Here is a 25,577-nt window from a genome sequence, read left to right as displayed (position 1 = left end):
TTCCCTCCGCTACATTAACATTGTTGGATTAAAATCAATTGAGATTTGTAGCTCTTTTTGCATTTCTGCTTGATAATGTTCATTTACCATTTTGAGCACGTTCTTTAAGTTTGGTTCCCGTTTGTATTTTATCATGCATTGATAACGATATCTATCTTTTATCCTTGGAATTGCTGAAGCAACCGGTCCTAACACCATCGTTTGCTGCGTGCAGTGCGCCCGTAAATGACCGACAATTTTTTCCGTCACTTGCACTGCCTTTAATAATTCTGGATGAGACACTGTTACAAGTACAACATAGTAATAAGGTGGATATTGTCTTGTTCGTCTCATTTGCATTTCTTGATCAAAAAACACATCATAATGTTGGTTCTTTGCTAACTCTATACTGTAATGTTCTGGCGTATACGTTTGAATTATAACTTCCCCTGGTAATTCATGTCTGCCTGCTCGCCCACTTACTTGCGTCAATAACTGATACGTCTTTTCACTCGCTCGAAAATCAGGTAAGTGAAGCATCGTATCTGCAGTTAACACCCCGACAAGCGTTACTTTAGGAAAATCTAATCCTTTCGCAATCATTTGTGTTCCAAGTAGTATATCTGCTTTTTCTTCTCCGAACGCCTTTAATAATTTTTCATGCATTCCTTTGCGACTTGTCGTGTCTACATCCATTCGAATGACTCGTGCCTCTGGAAATAATTTTGTAATTTCTTCTTCTACCTTTTGTGTACCTGTACCAAAGAAACGAATATATGTACTTTGACAAGCAGGACACGCAGTCGGCATATTCTCTTCATGACTGCAATAATGACATTTTAAACGATGGTTCATTTTATGATATGTCAGCGAGATATCACAATGCGGACATTGTACAACATACCCGCAATCACGGCACATAACAAATGTAGAATGACCTCTTCTATTTAAGAAGAGCACCATCTGTTCTTTCTTTTCTAATCGATCTGCTATTTTTTCATGCAGTGCCTTCGAAAACATGGAACGATTCCCGTCACGAAGTTCCTCACGCATATCAACAATCTCTACCGTCGGTAAAGCTTGTTCATTCATACGTTTTTCCATCGTTAGTAATTCATACACACCTTTTTTCGCTCTTGCAAACGATTCAAGTGTCGGTGTTGCACTACCAAGAACGATAGGACATTTATGATATTGCCCCCTCCACACAGCTACATCCCTTGCATGATACCTCGGATTATCTTCTTGCTTATAGCTCGATTCATGCTCCTCATCAATAATAATAATCCCTAAATTTTCAAAAGGAGCAAATACAGCTGAACGTGCACCAACTACAACTTTCACTTCTTTTCTTAAAATCTTACGCCATTCATCATATTTTTCTCCAACAGACAGCGCACTATGAAGAACCGCAACTTGCGAGCCAAATCTACCTTTAAAACGATCTACCATTTGAGGCGTTAGTGCAATTTCAGGAACAAGTACAATAGCTTCTTTCCCTTTCGCGAGCACCGCTGCTATAGATTGTAAATATACTTCTGTTTTTCCGCTTCCTGTAACACCATATAGTAAAAATGGATTGTAAGTTTCATTTGTAATTGATGATAAAATCGGTGCAATAACTTGCTTTTGTTCCTCCGTAAGTGGGAATGGTTTCGTTTGTTCAAAATCATCATCGTCATACGGATTTCGGTACACTTCCACATACTTTTCTGAAATTAGCCCCTTTTTAACAAGTGCTTTAATCGGAGCGTCTGTTATTTGCAACTCTTCTGTTATCACTTTCAACGGCACACTTTTATAATTTTCCACAAAATAATAGAGTACATCTTGTTGTTTTTTACTTTTCAGTTCAAATGCTGCTAATTCCAATTTATCTTCTGACAACTCCGGTTGAACGACTCTTTGTTTCTTCTTTTGCACTTTATCTTTTACCTGATAAACAACTTCAATCGTGCCATTTTTAATTTCTTGTTGAATCGTGCGATATAGATGCGGCTGCGTCTCAATAACTTCCCAATCTATCGCTTCTTTGTCCTGAAATAAAAACAGTAGTTCAGGTGCTACTTCTTCTTGCTCGCGAAGTTGTAGACGCTTTTTATATGTTGCTTTTATCGCCGTTGGAAGCATGACTTGAAAAGCTGAAATCATATAACATAATGTTTCACTCGTAAGCCAATATCCAAGCTTTAATAACTCCTCGTTTATAACCGGTGTTACATCTAATATTTCATGGATTGCCTTTAACTTCTTACTTTCTACTTCAGCCGAATCTTTGATCCCAATAATAAAACCTTGCAATTTCCTTGGACCAAATGGAACTACTACACGCATGCCTGTCTGGACAATATCTTCCCACTTTTTAGGGATAATATAATCAAATGGTCGATCTGTCTGACGTGCAGGTACATCAACAATTACACTTGCAAATTTCATAGACGATCATCTTCTAACATCATTTCAATTTGCTTTAATATTTCACGAGCAACCTCTTTCTTCGTTAAAAGTGGCAACTCGATAACTTCTCCATCTTTTCTATACATTGTTACAATGTTTGTATCTGTACCAAATCCAGCTCCTTGTGCCTTTACATCGTTCGCAACAATCATATTCGCATTTTTCTCACGTAATTTTTTTGTTGCATATTCCTCTACCTTTGTCGTTTCAGCCGCAAAACCGATAAGTAACTGTTTGTCCTTCATCTCACCTAACGTTTTTAAAATATCTACTGTTCTCTCGAGTTCGATTACAGCATCACCATTTTTCTTTTTCATTTTATTATCATGAACATATTTCGGGCGATAATCCGCAACTGCTGCTGTTTTAATGACAACATCTACGTTTTGATACTGTTGCAGAACTACTTCTAACATATCTTGTGCAGATTCCACTTGTACCGTATTTACATGTAATGGTGGGTTTAATGCTGTCGGTCCCGAAACAAGTATGACATCAGCACCTAAGTTCGCTGCAACTTCCGCAATTGCATATCCCATTTTTCCAGAAGAAAAATTGGTCATAAAACGCACTGGATCAATCTTTTCACGAGTTGGGCCAGCAGTTATTAATATTTTTTTTCCTTGCAATGGTTTTTGTTCAGAAAAAGCTTCTTCTAACCGTGCAATGATTGCTTCCGGTTCTTCTAGTCTTCCCTTCGCAACATAACCACACGCTAAAAAACCTTCTCCAGGCTCAATAAATGTATATCCTAATGTTTTTAACGTCATCATATTTTTTTGTACAATTTTGTTTTCATACATATGCACATTCATAGCAGGTGCAATCCATACTGGGGCTGTAGTAGCTAACAAAGTAGTTGTAATCATATCGTCTGCAATACCACCAGCTAACTTCCCAATACAATTGGCAGTAGCAGGTGCAACAAGTACTACATCTGCCCAATCTGCTAAATCGATATGTGCAATAACAGCTGAGTCTTTCTCATCGAATGTATCTGTATATACGTCATGGCGAGAAAGTGCTTGAAATGTAAGAGGCGTAACAAACTTCATTGCCGACTCACTCATCATTACTTTTACAATAGCACCAGCTTGTGTCAATTTACTAGTTAACGCAGCCGCTTTAAAGACCGCAATGCCTCCTGTTACACATAGAAGTATCTTTTTCCCTTTTAGCATATGGCTCGTCCTCTTTCTTTTTCAAACTTATAATACTGAAACAGAATTCCCAGCTCATCAGTACCAATATTTCTTCCCTATCGTAAAAAAATAACAACCTACTTGTAAATAGGTTGTTACCGTTACATAGAAAATTATAAAGTCTATGTTTTAGTTTGTCGAAAAGAATGTCTTAATCGATGATTTTGTCTTCGCTTGGTACATATTTTAATACTTCTGCATCGATTTCTTCTAATGATTTACCTACACATTTATGAGAAACAGGTTGCTCGATAACACAGTTATCAGCAAGTTGCATTTCACGCGCACGTTTTGCAGCTACTGTTACAAGTGTATATTTAGAATCGATTTTTGTTAATAATGAATCAATTGATGGATTTAACATAATTATAGACCCTCCGTCATTTCTTTATAATATTTTGCTACTCTTTCGCGGCGGCAATGTTCACCAACCACAATTGCTTTAATTCTTTCACAAGCTAGTTCAACTTGATCGTTTTCTACAACATAGTCGTAAGCGTCCATCATTTCGATTTCTTCTTTCGCTACCGTTAAACGATTTTCAATAACATCTTCAGTTTCTGTACCACGGCCGACTATACGGTTCTTTAGTTCAGATAAACTTGGAGGTGCTAAGAAAATAAATACACCTTCTGGGAAAGCTTTCTTAACTTGAATTGCTCCTTGCACTTCAATTTCTAAGAATACATCTTTTCCTTCTTGTAATGTTTTTTCAACATAGTCAATCGGTGTTCCGTAATAATTACCTACGAACTCAGCCCACTCAAGTAATTTTTCATTACGAATCATTTCCTCAAATTCTTCTCTCTCTTTAAAGAAATAATCCACACCATCTACTTCACCTTCACGTGGCTTACGTGTCGTTACTGAAATGGAGTACTGAAAACGTGTATCCTCATGACTAAACAGCTCTTTTCGAACCGTTCCTTTACCAACCCCAGAAGGTCCTGAAAGAACGATGAGCAATCCTCTTCTACTTCTCATAAATATGTAAAACCTACCCTTCCTCACTTAACTCTTCTTTATTATTCAAACGATGTGCAATCGTCTCTGGCTGAATCGGACTTAATACCACATGCCCATCATCCATAACAATAACCGCCCTTGTTTTTCTCCCATACGTAGCATCAAGCAAAGCATTATGTTCGCGTGCTTCCTGTACTGTTCGTTTAATAGGAGCTGACTCCGGACTTACAATAGCAATAATTCGATGAGCAGATACAATATTTCCGTATCCAATATTTAAAAACCGCATGGCCATAGTTTGCGCCTCCTAGTAAGTCTATCCGATTTCTCCACCACGTATAACTTTATATATTTTTTGAAAGCTACTCAATATTTTGTACTTGTTCACGAATTTTTTCAAGGTTATTTTTCATTTCTACAACATATTTTGAAATTGTTAAGTCATTTGCCTTAGAACCAATCGTATTAATTTCTCTATGCATCTCTTGCACGATGAAATCCATTTTTCTTCCAACAGGCTCTTCAATCTGCAGTGTTTCACGAAATTGCTCTAAATGACTTTGCAAACGAACTAACTCTTCGTGAATATCACAACGCTCTGTAAAGATTGCGACTTCTGTTAACAATCTTTGTTCATCTAGTTCTTGATTATGTAATTCTTTTAAGCGATTTTCTAATCGTTCACGATATTTTTGTGTAACAATTGGTGCATGCGGAATAATTGCATTTACACAATTGTGAATCTCTTGTAAACGATACGCTATATCTTTATGTAATCGTTCTCCTTCGCCATCTCTCATCGTTTTTAACATATGAGCAGCTTGGCGAACAGCCTCATATAAACTGTTCTCAAATTGTTCATTTACATTTTCTACTTCTTCAATCGCTGTTACTTCTGGCATTGCCATTAATTGCTGAAGTGTAATAGAATCTTGTAATTGAAATTTTCCTTTTATATCTTCCATAATCGATTGGTACTGCTCAAGAAGCGACCAATTCACACTTAATTTTCTTTCAACAAGCCCTTCACCCGTTATACTAATAGACACTTCTATACGTCCACGCCGAACTTGTTCTGCAATTATTTTACGAATTTTGTCTTCAAATACCATCATTTGCTTCGGAAGTCGAATACTCATCTCTAGAAAACGGTGGTTCACCGATTTCATTTCTACTGTAATTTGAAAAGTATCATTTTCTACTTTTGACCTTCCAAATCCTGTCATACTACAAATCATTTTTATCACATCCAAGCCATGAAATAACTCAATGAAAAAGGTAATAGAGACAAGGCTCTACTACCTTCTGTAAATTATATCACATTTTCATATCATTGACTATTTCAAGTTTAATCCCTTCTTATATAATACTGGCTTTTCCTTCTTCCCCTTTTTTCCTGTTAATAAAGAACCTACTAGTAAGAAGGTCGGAATTGATGACAAACCACCAATTAACAACCAATCTCTCGCTTGTATTGGCATTGTACTAAAGATCGGTTGTAGCGGTGGGTAATATATAACCACTAACATTAACAGTAAAGAAATGATAACCGCTCCTACTAAATACACGTTCCCAAACGGATTACGGTGGAAGATAGAATGTTCACTTCGGCAATCAAATACATGAATAAGTTGTGCAAGTACTAACGTCGCAAACGCCACAGTTTGTGCATATTTCAGTTCATTTGGATGTTGATTATATGCAATAATAAACGCCACTAACGTCACTGCTCCAATTAGAAAGCCACGACTTATAATTTTCCAGGCAAGCCCTCTAGCAAATACCCCTTCTTTCGGATGACGCGGCGTTCTCTTCATCACGTCCCCTTCCGCCTTATCCAATCCTAATGCCATCGCCGGTAAACCGTCAGTAACTAAGTTCACCCATAAAATTTGAATAGGAACCATCGGCAGCGGTAATGCAAGTAACATTGCAAATAGCATGACTAAAATTTCTCCTACGTTCGATGCTAATAAATAACGAATAAACTTACGTATATTCTCGTATATATTTCTACCTTCTTTAATTGCTGATTTAATCGTAGCAAAATTATCATCTAGCAAAATAAGAGAAGAAGCTTCTTTCGCAACGTCTGTCCCTGTAATTCCCATCGCTATCCCAATATCCGCTGTTTTTATAGCTGGAGCGTCGTTTACTCCATCACCTGTCATCGCTACTATATGCCCTTTATTTTGCAACGCCTTAACAATTTTCAATTTATGTTCAGGTGATACTCGAGCAAATACATACGTATCTTCTACAACACTTTCTAGTTCCTCTACATCCATATTCGCAAGTTCTACCCCTTCAACAACACGTCCACCAGGTGGTAAAACCCCTAACTGTTCCGCAATTGCCATTGCTGTCACTTTATGATCTCCTGTAATCATCACTGTTCGAATACCAGCTTCTCTGCACTCTTTTACAGCCTGTTCTACCTCTGGTCTTGGCGGATCAATCATTCCCTGTATCCCGACCAACATAAAATCTTTTTCAACGTCTCTTTCATGTTCAATAGAATCTGTTACTTTTAATGGCTTAAATGCAACTGCAATTGTTCGAAGCGCTTGACTACCTAAACTATGAATAGCCGCCTGTACTTCTTTTCTATACAACTCACTTATCGGTTGTTGCTTATCCCCCCATAAAATCGTTTGGCTCATTTGAAGGAGGACATCTGGTGCTCCCTTCGTAACAAGAAACTTTTTCCCCTCTCTATCTCGCACAATAACACTCATCATTTTTCGAGTTGAATCGAATGGAAATTCACGAATAATTTCAAATTTCCCTTTCAGTGCCTCACGCGTTATCCCCGCTTTCATTGCTGCAGCTACTAGTGCTCCCTCAGTTGGATCTCCATCTAATACATACGCCTTTTTCTTTTGAATAATATTTGCGTTATTACATAGTGAACCAAATGTGAGTAGTTGATACAATGCTTTTGTTTTAGCTGGATCACATTCTTTTTCACCTTTCAAAAAAGAGCCATTAGGTTCGTACCCTTGACCCGTCACTTTCCATAACTCTCCACCTGACCACATATGTGTTACCATCATTTTGTTTTGCGTCATTGTTCCTGTTTTATCAGAGCATATAACAGAAGCGCATCCTAACGTTTCTACCGCTGGTAACTTCCTTACAATTGCTCTCTTTTTAATCATACGCTGTACACCAAGCGATAAAGCTACTGTAACGATTGCTGGTAATCCTTCAGGAATCGCAGCAACAGCTAGTGACACTCCTGCTAAAAACATGTGATACACTTCATTCCCTTGATACACACCGGCTAATACGACAAGCGCTGTCAAAATAAGAGCCACAATAATTAATATTTTCCCGAGTTGCTCTAATCTTCTTTGCAGTGGTGTTTCCATTTGCTCTGCATTTTGTAACATATTTGCAATTTGGCCCATCGCTGTATTCATACCAGTTGCTACAACGACCCCTGTTCCAGCTCCTCGTGTAATCATCGTACCCATAAAAGCCATGTTTTTTTGATCACCAATTGAAACATCTTGCCCCTGCAGAGCTTCTATCTTCTTCTGCACCGGTACTGACTCTCCTGTCAAAGCTGATTCTTCGATATATAAACTTGATGCCTCAACAAGACGTACATCCGCCCCAATACGATCACCACTAGAAAATTTAATGACATCACCTAAAACAAGTGCTTTAGACGGTGCTTTTACCCACTTTCCATTCCGCATTACAGTAACTTGCGGGGCGGCTAGCTCTTTTAAAGCTTCCAGTGACTTTTCAGCCTTTCTTTCTTGAAAAAAGCCAAGAATACCATTGATAATAACAATCGCAACAATCGCAATAGAATCAATGTATTCCCCTAAAAAAGCCGAAACTATTGTTGCACCAAATAAAACAAGTACCATAAAATCTTTAAACTGCGCCAAAAATACCATCAGTGCAGAAGGCCTTTTGGCTTCATCTAATTCATTTGTACCAAATTTTTTTATTCGCCCTTCTGCTTCCTTCTCTGTAAGTCCAACCTTCACATTCGTATTCGTTCTTTCTTCCACTTCGTGTGCGCGCATTCCATACCAGTTCATCCCGCTATCGACCTCCTGATTCCAGACATACTCTATTGAAAGCTTATTCAGCCTCGTCCAAAAAAATGCTATAATTAACTTTTAGTTAGAAAGGAGTGTTCATTTATGGCATTCGATGGATTATTTACAAGAGCAATTACACATGAAATTGCAAATTCTCTTTACACAGGAAGAATTTCCAAAATATATCAACCTTCAAAATACGAGATTTTATTACATATTCGAGCAAACGGGAAAAATCAAAAACTAATTCTTTCCGCTCATCCGACATATGCACGTTTACACTTAACAAATCAAAATTACGATTCACCTGCACTTCCGCCAATGTTTTGTATGCTTCTTCGTAAGCATTTAGAAGGTGGATTCATTGAAAAAATTGAACAAATTGATTTAGAGCGCATTATTCAAATTACTGTGCGAAGCAGAAATGAAATTGGTGATGAATCAATAAAAACATTAGTAATTGAAATAATGGGACGACATAGTAACATCATTTTAGTAGACACAAAAACAAACAATATTTTAGATAGCTTAAAACACGTTTCTTTAGCCGTAAACCGACATCGAACTGTATATGCTGGAGCTGAATATGTTGCGCCACCAGCACAACATAAAATTAACCCACTTCAAATTGAAACAAACGAGGAATTTATTAGACCTCTAGACTTTCTATCTGGAAACATGGATAAACAGCTTGTCGGCACCTTTACGGGAATATCACCATTATTCGCAAAGGAAGTAGTGAAAAAAGCTGGTATGGTAAATGAAAAGGCATTAGCAGACGCATTTTTCTCCATACAAAAACCATTATTAACTCATACATATTCACCAACGATGACTACTGCAAATGGGAAAGAATTCTTCTACCTTTTCCCTCTTGCACACTTGCAAGGAGCAGACAAGACGTTCTCATCTGTTAGTGAATTGCTAGACCGTTTCTTTTTCGGAAAAGCAGAGCGCGACCGTGTAAAACAGCAAGCTCATGATTTAGAGCGCTTTATGCAAAACGAAAAAAATAAAAATGAGAAAAAACTCATTAAACTAGAAAAAACATTACAAGATGCCGGAAAAGCAGATAAATATCAACTATTTGGAGAACTACTTACAGCCAACATGTACGCTTTGAAAAAAGGGGATAAAGATATTGAAGTCGTTAACTATTACGACGAAAATGGCGGAACTGTAAAAATTACATTAGATCCTTTAAAAACACCATCTGACAACGCGCAACGCTATTTCCAAAAGTACCAAAAAGCGAAAAACTCAGTAGTTGTTGTAGAAGAACAAATCGAAAAAACAAATGAAGAAATTCTTTATTTTGATAGCTTACTTCAACAAATGGAAGCTGCTTCTTCAAAAGATATTGAAGAAATTCGTGAAGAATTAGCTGAAGAAGGTTATATGCGCAATCGTAAAACGAAAAACGCAAAGAAAAAGCCTACTAAACCAGTATTAGATAAATATTTAGCAAGTGATGGCACAGAGATTTTCGTTGGTAAAAACAATAAACAAAACGATTATTTAACAACGAAATTCTCCCGCCGTGATGAAATTTGGTTACATACGAAAGATATCCCTGGGTCTCATGTTGTCATTCGTTCTCTTGAACCTACCGAAGAAACTGTGTTAGAAGCTGCTAAAATCGCTGCCTATTTCAGTAAAGCAAAAGATTCTAGTTCTGTTCCTGTAGATTTCACCAAAATACGCCATGTCAAAAAACCGAGTGGTGCAAAACTTGGTTTTGTTACGTACGACAATCAGCAAACCGTATATGTAACACCTGATGCTGATACTGTAATGAAATTAAAAGCGTAAATAAAAAATGTGTTGCTTATAAGCAACGCATTTTTTCATTCTATTTAATTCATATATCCATTAACTAATTCGTAACATCTTTCTTTTGTCATCTTATATATTTTCAAAAAAATTGACAGTGTCATTCCATCTCTGTATAAATTTCTTTACAGTATGTAAACACATCTCAAATTAATGTTTTTTATTCCCTATTAATTTAAAGCAATCTGGATTTCATAAGTGGCATGCTTCCCACAAATAGCTGACTATTTCTTTATTTTCTATACAATTTATACTTTGGCACGCTATTTGCTTTATTCAATACTGTGAATAGGGGGAATTAACATGACTTTAAAAATTAATAAAATCCAAAATCAACTACAAAACTATGAAATTGACGGATTACTGATTACAAAAAAAGAAAACCGCCAATATGCAACAGGCTTTACAGGTAGTGCTGGCGTCGTCTTACTCTCTGCGGATAAGGCTGTTTTTATAACTGATTTTCGCTATGTAGATCAAGCGAAATCACAAATAAAAGATGCTGAAATTATTATGCATAAAGGAAATTTAGAAAAAGAAATTGCACATCAAGTATCGAAATTAAACATTCAAAAGCTTGGAATTGAAGAAAATAACATGACATTGCAACAATATAAAAACTTACAAAAATACGTACATGCGGAAATGGTTCAAGTGTGCGAAATCATCGAAAATATTCGTATTATTAAAGACATGCCTGAAATAGAAACAATGAAAATCGCAGCTAATATTGCTGACGAAGCATTTCACCACATTCTTACGTTTCTAAAACCAGGAATAAGTGAAAATGATGTACGAGATGAGTTAGAATTTTTCATGCGGAAAAAAGGGGCTACATCCTCTTCATTCCAAATTATTGTAGCTTCTGGCGTTCGTTCTTCTCTTCCTCATGGAGTTGCATCAAATAAAATAATCGAACGAGGCGACATCGTTACATTAGATTTCGGTGCACTTTACGACGGATATTGTTCCGATATAACACGTACTGTGGCAATCGGAGAACCATCCGAAGAATTCAAAAAAATATACAATGTTGTACGAGAAGCGTTAAAACGTGGGACTGAAGCGATTAAGCCTGGAGAAACTGCGAAAAGTATCGATGATATAACGAGAGATTACATTACAGAACATGGATACGGTCAATATTTTGGACACTCTACCGGTCATGGTCTTGGGTTAGAAATACATGAACCTCTTCGCCTATCCCAAGAAAGTAAGGCTACTTTAGAAGAAGGTATGGTTGTTACCGTTGAACCTGGTATTTATATACCAGACTGGGGTGGTTGTAGAATTGAAGACGATATCGTCATTACAAAAGACGGATATGAAGTGATTACAAAATCAAATCGAGAACTAATTGTTATTCCTTGTTAAAATCATGAACTTTTTGTAAAAGGAGTTTTTCTCTGCACATAGAATTCTTTCTCTGGAGTAATCGTTTAAAGAGGGGGAATTTTAATTGAACTTTGTAATCGACAAGATAGATGGTTTACATCCTGAACTTTCCAAACTTGTTTCCATGATGAATTACGCTCGCTATACAACAATGCAAGCGGTGGAAGGTTTAACCATTAAAGAACTTGATTATTTATATGATGAGGAAGCAAATTCAATTGGCATGTTATTGTATCATATGGCCGCTATTGAATTTTACTACCAAATTCATACTTTTGAAGACCGTGAACCAACGGAGGCTGAGTTAGAACGTTGGTTACCTGCTATTGAGTTAGGAGATCTTGGACGCGAGCAAATAAAAGGAAACTCTATAGATTTTTACATAAATACATTACAAGAAGTACGTTCCAAAACGATCGAGACTTTTCAATCGTTACCTGATGAATGGTTATTTAAAACGACAGACTTTTGGTATGACAAACCTGCAAACAACTACTTTAAATGGTTTCACGTTTTTGAAGATGAAATCAATCATCGCGGACAAATTCGTTTAGTTAAAAAGATGCAAAAAGCTCGTTCAGTAAAATGAGAAAATGCCACCGAATAAGGTGGCATTTTCTTTTATTCATTAACGAATAACTTTTCGTTTACTTTTTTAGCGACTACCGCTACCACTATTAAAATGCATATTAAATATAGCAATTTCGCAATAAACAACCACCCTTGAAACATTGCAATTCCATCTATTATCTCATTTCCTTTCAATAACAAAAACGGAATTGTGCTAATTATAATGACAAACTCGATGCTGAAAACAATTTTCTTTTTTCTGCTATATGCTTTCCATTCATTCCAGCGATACATAGGTGCAAAAATCAATACTCCTATACATAATATAACTGGTATCCATTCACTTTTAAGAAATTGCCCTGAAATAACAGATAACAGTAAACAAACAAGCACACCATAGTAACCTATTTTCTCTCTCATTCATACTCCCCATTCTACTTCTCTTTTAATATGTAACTTGCTATACTTATAACAATTCTTAGAACAATAACAACTACAATGACAATATAAAGACCTTTTGCAGACGACATCCATTGTTGAAAAATAGACATTTTCTCCATTTGCTTCTGCCCTTCTATTAAAATAAACCCTACGAAAAATGAGCAAACAACAATGATACCTATCATAATTCCGATGCTTTTCTTACTATATTGTTTCATATCATCCCAGTTATACAACAGTACAAAAACAAACCCGAAAACAGGTATGATACTGATCCATTCATTGTTTGTAAACAGATTTAAAATGATTAATAGACTACAAGATATAATAAATCCCCAAAATCCAATTTTTTTGCGCATAAGCCCTCCTTTAATTCCATTTTTAGGATTAATTGTATTGTAACATCCATTTATCGTTCTTACCATTACAGTACATGAAATTTCACTTTTTTCTTTTTCCTATACTCACATACTTTCACTGCTTTCATACAATAAACTACACGAATGCCTAAAGGATGTGAATGTTATGGGGGTTGAATTAACGCTGTTGCATGCTCTCTATATTCTTTGTTTACTCACTATTATTACTTTTTTTATTCTCCGGAAAGATACGACGGTTATTTGTATCGTTTTTATCTTTTTATTAGCATTAACCGCTACAAGTTCTATCCCTCTTGCTATTAGCGGGATATTTCAAAGTTTCATTTACGCCATTACTGAACTATTACCAACTATATTAATCATCTCCATTATCGTATCAATGAGTAATCTACTCGTTCATACCGGCATAAATGATACGATGATTTCACCATTTACAAAGATGATTCGTACCCCTACCCTCGCCTACTGGATTATCGGCCTTTTAATGATGACTATTTCTTTCTTCTTTTGGCCTTCTCCAGCTGTCGCCTTAATGGGAGCTATTTTATTACCCGTCGCTGTACGCGTCGGGCTTCCGCCAATTGGAGTTGCCATTGCTATGAACTTATTCGGGCACGGCATCGCCTTATCTGGGGACTTCGTTATTCAAGGCGCACCGAAATTAACCGCTGACGCTGCTGGTCTTCCTGTTTCCAGCGTTGTTTCTGCCAGTGTTCCCCTCGTAATTATTATGGGTATTGTGACAACTTCCGTCGCATTTTTCTTCTTACGAAAAGAATTTCATACAGGATTATCTATACAAGAATCTATCCCATCAACCGAGTCTTCTAAATCGCTCACTTCATTATCTCCTCAAACAAAAAAATGGCTTGCTATTTGCATTCCAATCGTATATGCCATCGATATTCTTTGCATGATTCAATTTAAACTACAAGGAAGCGACGCAACTGCACTTATCGGCGGGACGACTGTTATTATGATTATCATTATTTCCCTCATCGCTTATAAAGGAAATGGACTGAATAAAACGACCGATTATTTTATAGAAGGGCTCCAATTTGGATTTAAAATTTTCGGCCCAGTTATTCCAATTGCTGCACTCTTTTATTTAGGAGATAGCGGTTTTGTAAAAATTATCGGAGACTATTTACCGAAAGGTTCACATGGAATCATTAACGACTTAGGAATCGCCTTATCTCAAACTGTTCCTTTAAACCAATATGTATCAGCGGGAACATTAACTATCGTTGGCGTCATAACAGGCTTAGATGGATCTGGCTTTTCCGGTATATCACTTGCCGGTTCGATTGCCAATCTTTTCGGAACAGCACTTGGACATGGAACAGCAACATTAACAGCACTCGGGCAAATTGCAGCCATATGGACCGGGGGCGGGACTTTAATTCCTTGGGCGCTTATTCCTGCCGCTGCCATTTGTAAAGTAGATCCGTTTGAACTTGCTCGCCGAAACTTTTTACCAGTTGTAATTGGCTTAATCGTCACCACAATCGTCGCGATGTTTATTCTATAACGTAAGCAAGTGTTCTCTTGCTTACGTTTTTCATTGTAAAGTTCATCATTTATTACAGACTTTCAAAAGGGATTATATATATGTTAGCGAAGTTATATTAGGAGAGCATTTATTCCAAAACGTTTACGAGAAACAGATTACTTCAATTCGAAAAGGGGACATAACTATGAATGAATTGATTTTCGTCTTATTAATTTGTCCATTACTTATCTTTATCATTTCTGTTATTGGAACCCGCAAGACGAAAACGTATTACGTAATGCCGATTGTAACGTTTGCTAGTTTTTTAATAATAGGTGTGATCGCCTTTACTCCAAAATTTTTCTTTTGGGTTGGCATGTACAGCATCTTCTCATTTATTGTTTCTTATATGACGCTATTGTTTGTAAGAGGCTATGAAGTTGCAGAAAACGCTAAATAGTTGTTAGCAAGGAGATTATTATATGATTTTCTTTGATATTGATGGAACTTTACTTGATTACGACACGGCTGAAAAAAATGGTATTATAGATTTTTTTCAAATATATAATACTATTTTTTCAGGCAATGAATTAGAGGCAATGGAAGTCTGGCATGAATTATCAGAAGTATATTTCAACAAATTTTTATCCAAGGAATTATCTTTTCAAGAACAACAAAGGATGCGAATCCACCATTTATTTAAAACATATGGAGTAAACCTATCACTCGAGGAATCTCAACACAGATTCAATCAATATATAGAACTATATAAGAACAACTGGGCCGTGTTTGAAGATGTACACTTTACATTACAAACCTTGCAGCAAAAAGGGTACTCATTAAGTATCATTAGTAATGGTGACTATAAACAACAAGTCGAAAAATTAATTGCTCTAAACATTCTACAATATTTCAAATGCATATTTACTTCTAGTGAACTTGGTATATCGAAACCAAACCCTGAAATTTTTCAAAGAGCTGTATTACAATCGAATCTTGAAATGAAAGATTGCTATTATATTGGTGATCGATTAGAAACAGATGCAAGTAGTAGTACAGCAGCTGGAATGCAAGGGATATGGTTAAATCGGGAGAACTTGCAACGCAAATGTGAAGTTCCTACTATCTGTTCTTTACATGAAATTATAACAATGATATAAAAAACGACCGCGTTCCCCCGCGGTCGTTTTTTTCGTGTTACGCTGTGATCCAAGCTTCGTTTGCTGGATTTTTACGCCACTCTTGTAATTTTTTCGTTTCAGCTTGTCCGATCATACCTTTTTCTGCCGCTACTTCAGTTAATGCACTGTAGTCGCTTAAAGAGTATGATGCTACGTTAGCTGATTCTAGTTTTTCTTTTCCTGCTTCTAGCTCGTATGTGAAGATTGATACGATCCCTAATACTTCACAGCCAGCTTCGCGAAGTGCTTCTACACATGTAATTGCACTACCGCCAGTTGAAATTAGGTCCTCTACTACTACTACTTTTTGACCTTTTTCAGCTTTTCCTTCGATTTGGTTCCCTTTACCGTGACCTTTTGCTTTACTACGTACGTAGCACATTGGTAAATCCATACGATCGCTTACCCATGCAGCGTGCGCAATACCAGCAGTTGCTGTTCCTGCAATAACTTCTACAGTTGGGAAGTGCTCTTTAATTAACTCTTCTAATCCAGCTGCAATTGCTTGACGTACTTTTGGATAAGATAAAGTTAAGCGGTTATCACAATAAATTGGTGATTTCATACCTGAAGACCATGTGAATGGATCATTCGGTTGTAAAAATACTGCTCCAATTTCTAATAAATGCGATGCGATTTCTTTTTTCATACTGTTACACCTTCCCACTGTTGTTTTACTGTTTTATACGCTTCAAGCGGATTTTCTGCTTTTGTAATACTACGTCCAACTACGATATAGCTTGAGCCAAGTTCCCTCGCACGTTTCGGTGTTGCTACGCGCACCTGGTCATTTACATCATCGCTTGCAAGACGAATCCCCGGTGTTACTGTTACAAATGCGTTTCCGCATACTTCACGTAATTTTGGAACTTCAAGCGTTGAACAAACAACGCCATCAAGTCCACTTTCTTTCGTTAGTTTTGCATAATGAGCAACCGCTTCTTCTAACGTTTTCTCAATACCGATCTCTTTTTTCATCATAGCTTCCGAAGTGCTTGTTAGTTGTGTAACTGCAATACAAATCGGTCTCTCTTTTCCTTCTTGCTTACCTTCCTCTAATCCCTCAATCGCAGCTTTCATCATACTGCTTCCCCCAGCAGCATGAACATTTACCATATCAACATCTAGACTAGCTAGGCTACGCATAGCGCTTTTTACTGTATTCGGAATATCATGAAGTTTTAAATCTAGAAAAATCTTATGTCCTTTTTCTTTTAAGTACGTAATAATCGCAGGGCCTTCTTTGTAGAATAACTCCATACCAACTTTGACAAATAACTCTTCCCCTTCAAAGTGGCGCAAGAATTGTTCTACATCTTGTTTCCCCGGAAAATCTAGTGCAACAATTAACGACTGTGACATATTTGCTTCCAGCTCCTTCCTTGACATTCCGAAATGTGATCAAATCCTAATTCATCTAGTAATGCTGGTAACTCTTCAATAATTGTCGGACATACGAACGGATCGATAAAGTTCGCTGTACCTACTGCAACTGCGCTTGCGCCTGCATAGAAGAATTCAATTACATCCTCCGCTGTTTCAATGCCACCCATTCCGATAATTGGAATGTTAACCGCTTGGCTTACTTCATGTACCATACGAATCGCTACTGGCTTAATCGCAGGACCTGATAATCCGCCTGTACGGTTTGCTAAAATTGGTTTAGCTGTTTTTAAATCTAGACGCATACCAAGCAATGTATTAATCATCGTTAAACCATCTGCACCTGCATTTTCAATCGCTTTTGCAATTTCCACAATGTTTGCCACGTTCGGTGACAACTTCACGTATACAGGTACTTCAGAAACCTCTTTTACTCGCTTCGTTAAATCAGCAGCAATTTCAGGATTTGTACCAAAGGCGATACCACCTGTTTTTACGTTCGGACAAGAAATATTTAATTCTAGTGCATGGACATTAGGCGCTTTAGAAATTTCCTTTGCAACCGCTACGTAATCCTCAGCTTGTGAGCCTGCAACATTTGCAATAATCGGAAGATCAAATTGCTCGAGAAAAGGTAATTCAGAATTCATTACCTTTTCTAATCCAGGATTTTGAAGCCCGATTGCATTTAGCATTCCGCCTGGTGTTTCCGCAACACGAGGTGTTGGGTTTCCGTAACGAGGCTGTTCTGTTGTCGCTTTAATCATAATTGATCCAAGTACACTTAAATCATAGAACTGTGCATACTCACGACCAAATCCGAAGCAACCAGATGCTGGGATGATTGGATTTTTTAATGATAACCCTGGTAATTCAACTTGCAATCTGTTCATAGTACAACCTCCCCGATTGGAAATACTGGTCCGTCGCTACACACCTTCTTGTAAGAATGTCCACTCGGATCTGCTTGTAAATGGCATACACAGGCGAAACATGCTCCAATGCCACAGCCCATACGCTCTTCTAATGAAATGTAGGCTTTTCTCTCTTTATAGCGTCCTTCTAATGCACGAAGCATCGCTAAAGGTCCACATGAGTATAGAATGTCAAAGTCGATTCCATAGCTATCAATTACATCTGTTACAAAGCCTTCTGTACCATGCGTACCATCAACTGTTGCAACATACGTATCACCAAGCTCTGCGAATTTCTCTTCATAGAAGACAACATCTTTCGTTTGGAAACCTAAGATGTGAATAACGCGTACTCCCTTTGCTACAAGACGCTGTGACAATTCATATAGTGGTGGTACACCAATTCCCCCTCCAACTAATAGAGCCGTTTGTCCAGCTTCTGCTTCTTCTACAGGAAAACCATGTCCAAGTGGGCCTAACACATCTACAAGTTCGCCTTGTTTTCTTTTCGCTAATGTTTTTGTTCCTTGTCCTTCCGCACGATATAGCATTGTAAATTCGTTCTTGTCTTGATCGACATTACAAATACTAATTGGGCGGCGCAGAAGGGGCGTAATGCCCTCTGCTACCTTAATGTGTACAAACTGCCCTGGATCGTTCATTTGCTGCACTAGATCCCCTTGAAGCACTAATTCGTAAATGTTTTTTGCGATTTCTTTTTGGTTAACGACGATCATATTTTGCTTTTGCATCATGCATGTACCACCTCGTGACGCTTCGTTTGCGTAATTTCTTTCATTGAATGAGCTGAGAATGTCATAGATTCTAGTACTCGTAAGATTGCTCTCGTTGTATCAAGTGATGTTAAGCAAGCCACACCATTTTCTACTGATTCACGGCGAATGCGGAAACCATCACGCGCTGGTTGTTTGCCTTTTGTTAATGTATTGATTACAAACTGTGCTTTTCCTTGACGGATAATATCAAGTAAGTTGTATTCTTCCGAATCAATTTTATTTACAACTTGCACTGGAATGTTTTGCTCTGCTAACGATTGTGCTGTTCCAGCTGTTGCTAATAAGTTATAGCCGATTTCGTGGAAACGTTTTGCAATTTCCATTGCCTCTTCTTTATCTTTATCCGCTACAGTAATGATTACTGATCCGTGCGTTGGGATGTTAATTCCTGAAGCAACTAACCCTTTGTATAATGCTTTTTCAAGTGTTAAGTCTTTCCCCATTACTTCCCCTGTTGACTTCATTTCAGGTCCTAATGTTGTATCAACTGAACGTAGCTTCGCAAATGAGAATACCGGTGCTTTTACATACACTTCTTTCTCTTCTGGGTGATAACCCGTTCCGTATCCTTGCTCTACTAGGTCTTGCCCTAAAATAACTTTCGTTGCAACGTTCGCCATTGGTACACCTGTAATTTTACTTAAGAACGGTACTGTACGGCTCGCGCGTGGATTTACTTCAATTACGTACACTTGATCTTTGAATACTACAAACTGGATATTTAGTAATCCAACAATGTTTAATCCTTTTCCAAGTGCAATTGTATGTTCAATAATTTGTTCTTTTAATTTTTCAGATAAGCTTTGTGGTGGATATACTCCAATTGAGTCACCAGAGTGAACTCCAGCGCGTTCAATATGTTCCATAATACCTGGAATGAATACATTCTCACCGTCTGAAATTGCATCTACTTCAATTTCTTTACCAACCATGTAACGATCGATTAATACTGGGTGATCTGCGTGAACTTTAACCGCATTTTTCATGTAGTGCAGCAGTTCTTCTTGACGATATACGATTTCCATCGCGCGTCCACCTAGTACGTAAGATGGTCTTACTAATACTGGGTAACCAATTTTGTCAGCGATTGCTACTGCTTGCTCTACAGTCGTTGCTGTTTTACCAACTGGTTGCGGGATACCAAGCTGTGTTAGCGCTGCTTCAAACTTATCACGATCTTCTGCGCGGTCTAAATCTTCAAGTGATGTTCCTAAGATTTTCACACCGTGAGCCTCTAATTTAGCAGCTAAGTTAATTGCCGTTTGTCCACCGAACTGAACGATAACACCTTCTGGTTTTTCTAAATCGATAATGTGCATTACATCTTCAATCGTTAATGGTTCAAAGTATAATTTGTCAGAAATACTGAAGTCTGTTGAAACTGTTTCTGGATTATTATTAACAATAATTGCCTCATATCCAGCTTCTTTAATTGCCCATACTGAGTGAACTGTTGCATAGTCAAACTCAACCCCTTGACCGATACGGATTGGACCAGATCCTAGTACGACAACGCTCTTACGATCTGTTCTAACCGATTCATTCTCGTCACCATATGTGCTGTAGTAGTATGGTGTTGCAGATTCAAACTCTGCCGCACAAGTATCTACCATTTTATAAACAGGAGTTATATTGCTTTCTTTACGCATATCGTAAATTTCACGCTCTGTTTTGTTCCAAGCTGCTGCAATGTAGTGATCGCTGAAGCCCATTTCTTTCGCAGTTTGTAGTACTTCCATATTTCCTACATTCGCTTTTACTTCGCATTCCATGTTTACGATATTTTCAACTTTTTGTAAGAAGAAGAAGTCCATTTCACACCAATCGTTGATTTCTTCTTTCGTTACACCTTGGCGAATTGCTTCTGCTACAATAAACAGTCGCTCATCATCAGCTTTTATAATGCGTTTTTTCATTGTCTCTTTATCAAGTTCTTTTAAATGCTCTAACTCTAAGTGATAAACGCCAAGTTCTAAAGAACGAACCGCTTTTAATAATGATTGCTCTAAGTTACGTCCGATTGACATAACTTCACCAGTTGCCTTCATTTGCGTACCAAGTGTTCTGTTTGCTGATTCAAACTTATCAAATGGCCAGCGTGGAATTTTTGAAACAACATAGTCTAATGCTGGCTCGAAGCAAGCGTATGTTTTTTGTGTTACTGGGTTTATAATCTCATCTAATGTTAAGCCAACTGCAATTTTCGCCGCTAATTTCGCAATTGGATATCCAGTTGCTTTAGATGCTAGTGCAGATGAACGACTTACACGCGGGTTTACTTCGATTACATAGTATTGGAAGCTATGTGGATCAAGTGCAAGCTGAACGTTACATCCACCTTCAATTCCTAATGCGCGAATAATTCGTAATGAAGTGTTTCGTAACATTTGATACTCACGGTCACTTAATGTTTGGCTCGGTGCTACAACGATAGAATCACCTGTGTGAACCCCAACTGGATCGATATTTTCCATGTTACATACTACAATCGCGTTATCATTCGAATCACGCATTACTTCATATTCAATTTCCTTACAACCAGCAATGCTCTTCTCTAATAAACATTGTGTTACTGGGCTATGTTTTAAACCACCTGATACGATTTCAATTAGTTCTTCTTCATTACTACAGATTCCGCCACCTGTTCCCCCCATCGTAAATGCTGGGCGAACAATAACTGGATAACCAATTTCTTTTACAAATTCATGTGCTTCTTCTAGCGTATGAATAATGGTACTAGATGGAATTGGTTCATTTAATTCCTGCATTAGTGTACGGAATAAATCACGATCTTCCGCTTGTTCGATTGCTGATAATTTTGTTCCTAAAATTTCAACTCCGCACTCTTCAAGTATGCCTGATTTCGCAAGTTCAACAGCCATATTTAGACCTGTTTGACCACCTAATGTTGGTAAGATTGCATCTGGACGTTCTTTACGAATGATACGGCTTACGAATTCTAATGTTAATGGTTCTATATATACTTTATCTGCTGTTGCAGTATCTGTCATAATTGTTGCTGGGTTAGAGTTAACAAGGATTACTTTGTAACCTTCTTCTCTAAGAGATTGACAAGCTTGTGTACCAGAGTAGTCAAACTCTGCTGCTTGCCCAATTACAATTGGTCCTGATCCGATTACTAAAATTGTGTTAATGTCTAGGCGTTTTGGCATAACTCTTCCCCTTCTTTCTTGAAGTTTTCAATCATTTCTAAGAAATCTTCGAATAAATCATTTGCATCTTCTGGTCCTGCTGAAGCTTCTGGATGGTATTGCACTGTAAATGCTGGGAACTTCGTATGACGAAGACCTTCTACTGTTCCATCATTTAAAGCGACATGTGTAATTTCAAGTTCTGTATTTCCAACTGATTCTTCTTCTACTGCGTAACCATGATTTTGAGATGTAATTGCTACTTTTCCAGTTGCAAGATGTTTTACTGGATGGTTTAAACCACGGTGACCGAATTTTAACTTACTTGTATTCGCACCAGATGCTAGAGCGAATAGTTGATGTCCTAAGCAAATTCCGAATAAAGGAACTTTACCGATAATGTCTTTTAACATTTCAATTGCTTCTGGTACATCTTTCGGATCTCCAGGTCCGTTACTTAACATAATTCCATCTGGGCTAAGACGTAAAATCTCTTCTGCTGTCGTATTGTAAGGTACTACAATTACATCACAGTCACGTTTATTTAATTCTCGTAAAATGCCATGTTTCATTCCGAAGTCTACAAGTACAACTCGGTGTCCACGGCCTGGGCTTGGGTATGGATCTTTCGTTGATACGCGTTTCACGTGATCTGTAAATACTGTCGCTTTTAATTGGCTCACGATGTATTCTACATCTGCATCCATGTTACATAGACGTCCACGTAATGTACCGTATTGACGAATTTTTCTCGTTAATTTTCTCGTATCAATTCCTGCTAATCCTGGGATATTTCTTTCTTTTAAGTAATCATTTAATGAAATTTCATTACGGAAGTTTGATGGGTGATCACAAATTTCGTTTACGATTAAACCATTTACAGATGGGTGAATCGATTCAAAATCGTCACGGTTGATGCCGTAGTTTCCGATTAATGGGTACGTGAATGTTACGATTTGACCGCAATATGATGGATCAGATAATGTTTCTTGATATCCAGTCATTCCTGTTGTGAATACAACCTCACCTGACTTTTCAATTTCTCCTCCGAAACCTTTTCCAATTAATACTGTTCCATCTTCTAAGATAAGTTGTCTTTTCATACTAATGCACTCTCCTTTTGCCATGCGATCTTACCACCAACGATTGTCATTACCGGCCATCCTTGGCATTTCCAACCTGCGAATGGTGTATTTTTTCCTTTTGATAAGAATGTTGTTGGGTCAATCTCTTCTTCTTGTTCTAAGTCAATGATTGTAATATCAGCTGTTCTACCTTCTTTCAGGCGACCTGCTTCTAAGCCGAATGTATCAGCTGGCTTTTCTGTTAAGAATTGAATTAACTGCTCTAATGTAATAATTCCTTTTTTCACAAGGTTTGTGTATAGAAGTGGGAATGCTGTTTCAAAACCAGTAATTCCGAATGGTGCTCTTTCAATTCCTTGCGCTTTCTCTTCCACTGTATGCGGTGCATGATCAGTTGCAATCATATCAATTGTTCCATCTAATAAACCTTCAATTAGTGCTGCGTGATCTTCTTTTCCACGAAGCGGTGGGTTCATTTTAAAGTTAGGATCAGCTGATGGGATATCATCTTCACATAACACTAGGTGATGAGGTGTTACTTCTGCTGTTACTTTAATTCCAGCGCGTTTTGCATCTCTAATTACGCGTACAGAGCCTTTCGTACTTACGTGGCATACGTGATAGTGACAATCTGCCGCTTCAGCAAGCAGTATATCCCTTGCAATATGTACAGATTCACATACTGATGGGATACCGTTTAATCCGTGTTTCTCAGAAAACTTCCCTTCATGTACACAACCTTTATTAATAAGAGTATTCTCTTCACAGTGCGCAACTACTGCCATATTTAATTTCGCTGCACGCTTCATAGCAGCTAACATCATGCTAGCATCTTGTACGCCTACACCATCATCAGTGAAAGCAAATGCTCCAAGTTCTTTTAATGTTTCGAAATCTGTCATTTCAGAACCAGCTTGGCGTACTGTAATTGCTCCGTATGGTAGTACGTTGACATGCGCTTTTTCTTTAATACGTTTTTGCAAGTCTTCCATATGTTCTCTGCAATCTGGTACTGGGCGTGTATTTGGCATGGCACAAATTGTAGTGAATCCACCTTTTGCCGCTGCTAGTGTACCTGTTTCAATTGTTTCTTTATGTTCACCACCTGGTTCACGAAGATGTACGTGTACATCTACTAATCCAGGTGCGATTAACTTTCCGTTCACATCGATTACTTCAGCATTATCTGCCGTAATATTTTCTGCTACCTTAGCGATTTTACCGTCTTGTACGAGAAGATCTGTTGCTACGATTTTTCCTTCTTCATTCATATAACGACCATTTTTAAACAAGTAATTCATGTTTCATTCCTCCTAATACATTTGGTAAGGCGCGTTTTAGTACAGCCATTCTTACGTAAACTCCATTTTCCATTTGTTTAAATATGCGTGAACGCTCACACTCAACAAGTTCACTTGCAATTTCAACATCACGGTTTACAGGAGCTGGATGCATAATAATGCTTCCTTCTTTCATACGCTTTTCTCTTTCCACTGTTAATCCGTGTTTCTCATGATACTCTTTCATAATGTCTGATTCATAATGATCATGACGCTCATGTTGTACACGAAGTAACATCATTACATCCACTTCTGGAACAAGTTCATCTAATGGTTTGTATGTTCCAAATGTGCTGTCTTCATCTTTCCACTCTTCTGGACTTGCAAAGTAAATTGTTGCACCCAGTTTCGTTAATGCTTCTGCATTAGAACGTGCTACTCGGCTATGACGAACATCTCCTACTATCGCAATCTTTAATCCTTCAAATCTTCCAAACTCTTGTTTAATTGTAAGAAGATCGAGTAGGCACTGCGTTGGGTGGTTTCCACATCCATCTCCAGCGTTTAAGATTGGGATATTCACCTGATCTTTTAGTTCATCGAAGTAGCGATCTTGCTCATGGCGGACGATCACCGCTTTTGTTCCGATTGATTCTAGTGTTCTTATCGTATCGTATAAAGTTTCTCCTTTTTGTACGCTAGATGCATCCGCTGAAAAGTTTAAAACTTCAAGTCCTAATCTCTTCTCAGCAACTTCAAAGCTAAATCTCGTTCTCGTACTATTCTCAAAGAACAAGTTCGCAACAAAAGTTTGCTCTGTCGTTTTGCTCTCTTTTCCATTCGCAAAATCTTCTGCGTCTTGTAGGATTTCTGAAATTTCTACTTCCGATAATTCACTCATCGTTAACAAATGGCTCATCGTCATCCCTCATCTTTCTGATTTTTATGTTACCACTTTTGTATTTTTATAACAACCTTTGCATAAAAATACCCTAGTCATGTGAGA

23 protein-coding genes are annotated in these 25,577 nt (G+C 37.6%); 6 read left to right on the top strand and 17 right to left on the bottom strand.

Annotation, left to right across the window (positions count from 1 at the left end; translation table 11 throughout):
- Positions 1-9: 9 nt before the first annotated feature.
- The 7 genes from priA to ACTFOB_RS11265 all read right to left on the bottom strand — a co-directional run bounded on the left by priA (position 10) and on the right by ACTFOB_RS11265 (position 8,665).
- Positions 10-2,415 carry a primosomal protein N' gene (priA, locus tag ACTFOB_RS11295; protein ID WP_440025960.1) on the bottom strand — a complete coding sequence of 802 codons (2,406 nt, stop codon included), beginning with the start codon at positions 2,413-2,415 and terminating at the stop codon, positions 10-12.
- Positions 2,412-3,617, bottom strand: coding sequence for a bifunctional phosphopantothenoylcysteine decarboxylase/phosphopantothenate--cysteine ligase CoaBC (gene coaBC / locus ACTFOB_RS11290; protein ID WP_000911721.1), 1,206 nt, complete (start codon positions 3,615-3,617; stop codon positions 2,412-2,414). Before coaBC ends, priA begins: the two co-directional genes overlap by 4 nt.
- Before the next feature lie 172 nt (positions 3,618-3,789).
- Entirely contained in the window at positions 3,790-4,002 is a 213-nt protein-coding gene (gene rpoZ / locus ACTFOB_RS11285) for a DNA-directed RNA polymerase subunit omega (RefSeq protein ID WP_000933964.1), read from the bottom strand.
- 2 nt (positions 4,003-4,004) lie between these two features.
- A complete protein-coding gene (gmk, locus tag ACTFOB_RS11280) occupies positions 4,005-4,622 on the bottom strand; it encodes a guanylate kinase (protein ID WP_001257740.1) in 618 nt (205 codons plus the stop codon).
- A gap of 13 nt (positions 4,623-4,635) precedes the next feature.
- Positions 4,636-4,899 (bottom strand): extracellular matrix/biofilm regulator RemA, encoded by a 264-nt coding sequence (gene remA, locus ACTFOB_RS11275; RefSeq protein WP_001251458.1) that lies wholly within the window; start codon positions 4,897-4,899, stop codon positions 4,636-4,638.
- Between the two features lie 67 nt (positions 4,900-4,966).
- Positions 4,967-5,842 (bottom strand): YicC/YloC family endoribonuclease, encoded by an 876-nt coding sequence (locus ACTFOB_RS11270; RefSeq protein ID WP_151632676.1) that lies wholly within the window; start codon positions 5,840-5,842, stop codon positions 4,967-4,969.
- Positions 5,843-5,941: 99 nt separating this feature from the next.
- Positions 5,942-8,665: a calcium-translocating P-type ATPase, SERCA-type gene (locus ACTFOB_RS11265; protein WP_440025956.1), complete on the bottom strand. Its 2,724-nt coding sequence runs from the start codon at positions 8,663-8,665 to the stop codon at positions 5,942-5,944.
- 105 nt (positions 8,666-8,770) lie between these two features.
- Between ACTFOB_RS11265 and ACTFOB_RS11260 the strand changes: the two genes are divergently transcribed.
- The 3 genes from ACTFOB_RS11260 to ACTFOB_RS11250 all read left to right on the top strand — a co-directional run bounded on the left by ACTFOB_RS11260 (position 8,771) and on the right by ACTFOB_RS11250 (position 12,485).
- Positions 8,771-10,480, top strand: coding sequence for an Rqc2 family fibronectin-binding protein (locus ACTFOB_RS11260; RefSeq protein WP_440025954.1), 1,710 nt, complete (start codon positions 8,771-8,773; stop codon positions 10,478-10,480).
- A 324-nt stretch (positions 10,481-10,804) separates the two neighbouring features.
- Positions 10,805-11,875 carry a M24 family metallopeptidase gene (locus ACTFOB_RS11255; protein ID WP_440025951.1) on the top strand — a complete coding sequence of 357 codons (1,071 nt, stop codon included), beginning with the start codon at positions 10,805-10,807 and terminating at the stop codon, positions 11,873-11,875.
- A gap of 85 nt (positions 11,876-11,960) precedes the next feature.
- Positions 11,961-12,485, top strand: coding sequence for a DinB family protein (locus tag ACTFOB_RS11250; RefSeq protein ID WP_440025949.1), 525 nt, complete (start codon positions 11,961-11,963; stop codon positions 12,483-12,485).
- A 32-nt stretch (positions 12,486-12,517) separates the two neighbouring features.
- Here the strand turns inward: ACTFOB_RS11250 and ACTFOB_RS11245 are convergent, their stop codons facing one another.
- Together ACTFOB_RS11245 and ACTFOB_RS11240 are read right to left on the bottom strand one after the other, a co-directional pair.
- Positions 12,518-12,886, bottom strand: a complete 369-nt coding sequence (locus tag ACTFOB_RS11245; RefSeq protein WP_440025948.1) for a YoqO family protein — start codon at positions 12,884-12,886, stop codon at positions 12,518-12,520.
- Between the two features lie 14 nt (positions 12,887-12,900).
- Complete coding sequence (locus ACTFOB_RS11240; protein WP_440025946.1) at positions 12,901-13,332, bottom strand: YoqO family protein; 432 nt, start codon at positions 13,330-13,332, stop codon at positions 12,901-12,903.
- A gap of 100 nt (positions 13,333-13,432) precedes the next feature.
- Here ACTFOB_RS11240 and ACTFOB_RS11235 point away from each other — a divergent pair, with 100 nt between their 5' ends.
- The 3 genes from ACTFOB_RS11235 (at position 13,433) to ACTFOB_RS11225 (ending at position 15,939) form a co-directional block, all read left to right on the top strand.
- Complete coding sequence (locus ACTFOB_RS11235; protein ID WP_440025944.1) at positions 13,433-14,818, top strand: hypothetical protein; 1,386 nt, start codon at positions 13,433-13,435, stop codon at positions 14,816-14,818.
- Positions 14,819-14,984: 166 nt separating this feature from the next.
- Positions 14,985-15,239, top strand: coding sequence for a YbeF family protein (locus ACTFOB_RS11230; RefSeq protein WP_048546061.1), 255 nt, complete (start codon positions 14,985-14,987; stop codon positions 15,237-15,239).
- A gap of 22 nt (positions 15,240-15,261) precedes the next feature.
- On the top strand, positions 15,262-15,939 hold the full coding sequence (locus ACTFOB_RS11225; RefSeq protein ID WP_440025943.1) for an HAD family hydrolase: 678 nt from the start codon (positions 15,262-15,264) through the stop codon (positions 15,937-15,939).
- A 37-nt stretch (positions 15,940-15,976) separates the two neighbouring features.
- Here the strand turns inward: ACTFOB_RS11225 and pyrE are convergent, their stop codons facing one another.
- The 8 genes from pyrE to pyrB are packed head-to-tail and all read right to left on the bottom strand — an operon-like array spanning position 15,977 to position 25,490.
- A complete protein-coding gene (pyrE, locus tag ACTFOB_RS11220) occupies positions 15,977-16,609 on the bottom strand; it encodes an orotate phosphoribosyltransferase (protein WP_063260442.1) in 633 nt (210 codons plus the stop codon).
- Positions 16,606-17,322 (bottom strand): orotidine-5'-phosphate decarboxylase, encoded by a 717-nt coding sequence (gene pyrF, locus ACTFOB_RS11215; RefSeq protein WP_151632696.1) that lies wholly within the window; start codon positions 17,320-17,322, stop codon positions 16,606-16,608. The genes pyrE and pyrF overlap by 4 nt, the downstream gene beginning before the upstream one ends.
- The gene (gene pyrD / locus ACTFOB_RS11210) at positions 17,307-18,236 is read right to left on the bottom strand and encodes a dihydroorotate oxidase B catalytic subunit (RefSeq protein ID WP_098989993.1); all 930 of its coding nucleotides are present in this window, start codon (positions 18,234-18,236) and stop codon (positions 17,307-17,309) included. Before pyrD ends, pyrF begins: the two co-directional genes overlap by 16 nt.
- Positions 18,233-19,012 (bottom strand): dihydroorotate oxidase B electron transfer subunit, encoded by a 780-nt coding sequence (gene pyrK, locus ACTFOB_RS11205; RefSeq protein WP_000983346.1) that lies wholly within the window; start codon positions 19,010-19,012, stop codon positions 18,233-18,235. The genes pyrD and pyrK overlap by 4 nt, the downstream gene beginning before the upstream one ends.
- On the bottom strand, positions 19,009-22,227 hold the full coding sequence (gene carB / locus ACTFOB_RS11200; RefSeq protein WP_440025942.1) for a carbamoyl-phosphate synthase large subunit: 3,219 nt from the start codon (positions 22,225-22,227) through the stop codon (positions 19,009-19,011). The genes pyrK and carB overlap by 4 nt, the downstream gene beginning before the upstream one ends.
- Complete coding sequence (locus tag ACTFOB_RS11195) at positions 22,212-23,309, bottom strand: carbamoyl phosphate synthase small subunit (RefSeq protein ID WP_151632702.1); 1,098 nt, start codon at positions 23,307-23,309, stop codon at positions 22,212-22,214. The genes carB and ACTFOB_RS11195 overlap by 16 nt, the downstream gene beginning before the upstream one ends.
- Positions 23,306-24,592, bottom strand: a complete 1,287-nt coding sequence (gene pyrC, locus ACTFOB_RS11190; protein WP_440025941.1) for a dihydroorotase — start codon at positions 24,590-24,592, stop codon at positions 23,306-23,308. Before pyrC ends, ACTFOB_RS11195 begins: the two co-directional genes overlap by 4 nt.
- Positions 24,576-25,490, bottom strand: coding sequence for an aspartate carbamoyltransferase (gene pyrB / locus ACTFOB_RS11185; protein ID WP_151632704.1), 915 nt, complete (start codon positions 25,488-25,490; stop codon positions 24,576-24,578). Before pyrB ends, pyrC begins: the two co-directional genes overlap by 17 nt.
- Positions 25,491-25,577: the final 87 nt, after the last annotated feature.

The sequence above is a fragment of the Bacillus cereus group sp. MYBK79-1 genome, from assembly GCF_051915365.1.
Lineage (GTDB): Bacteria > Bacillota > Bacilli > Bacillales > Bacillaceae_G > Bacillus_A.
The sequence above is the reverse complement of the archived record's forward strand: the minus strand, read 5'-3'. Positions and strand labels throughout refer to the sequence as shown.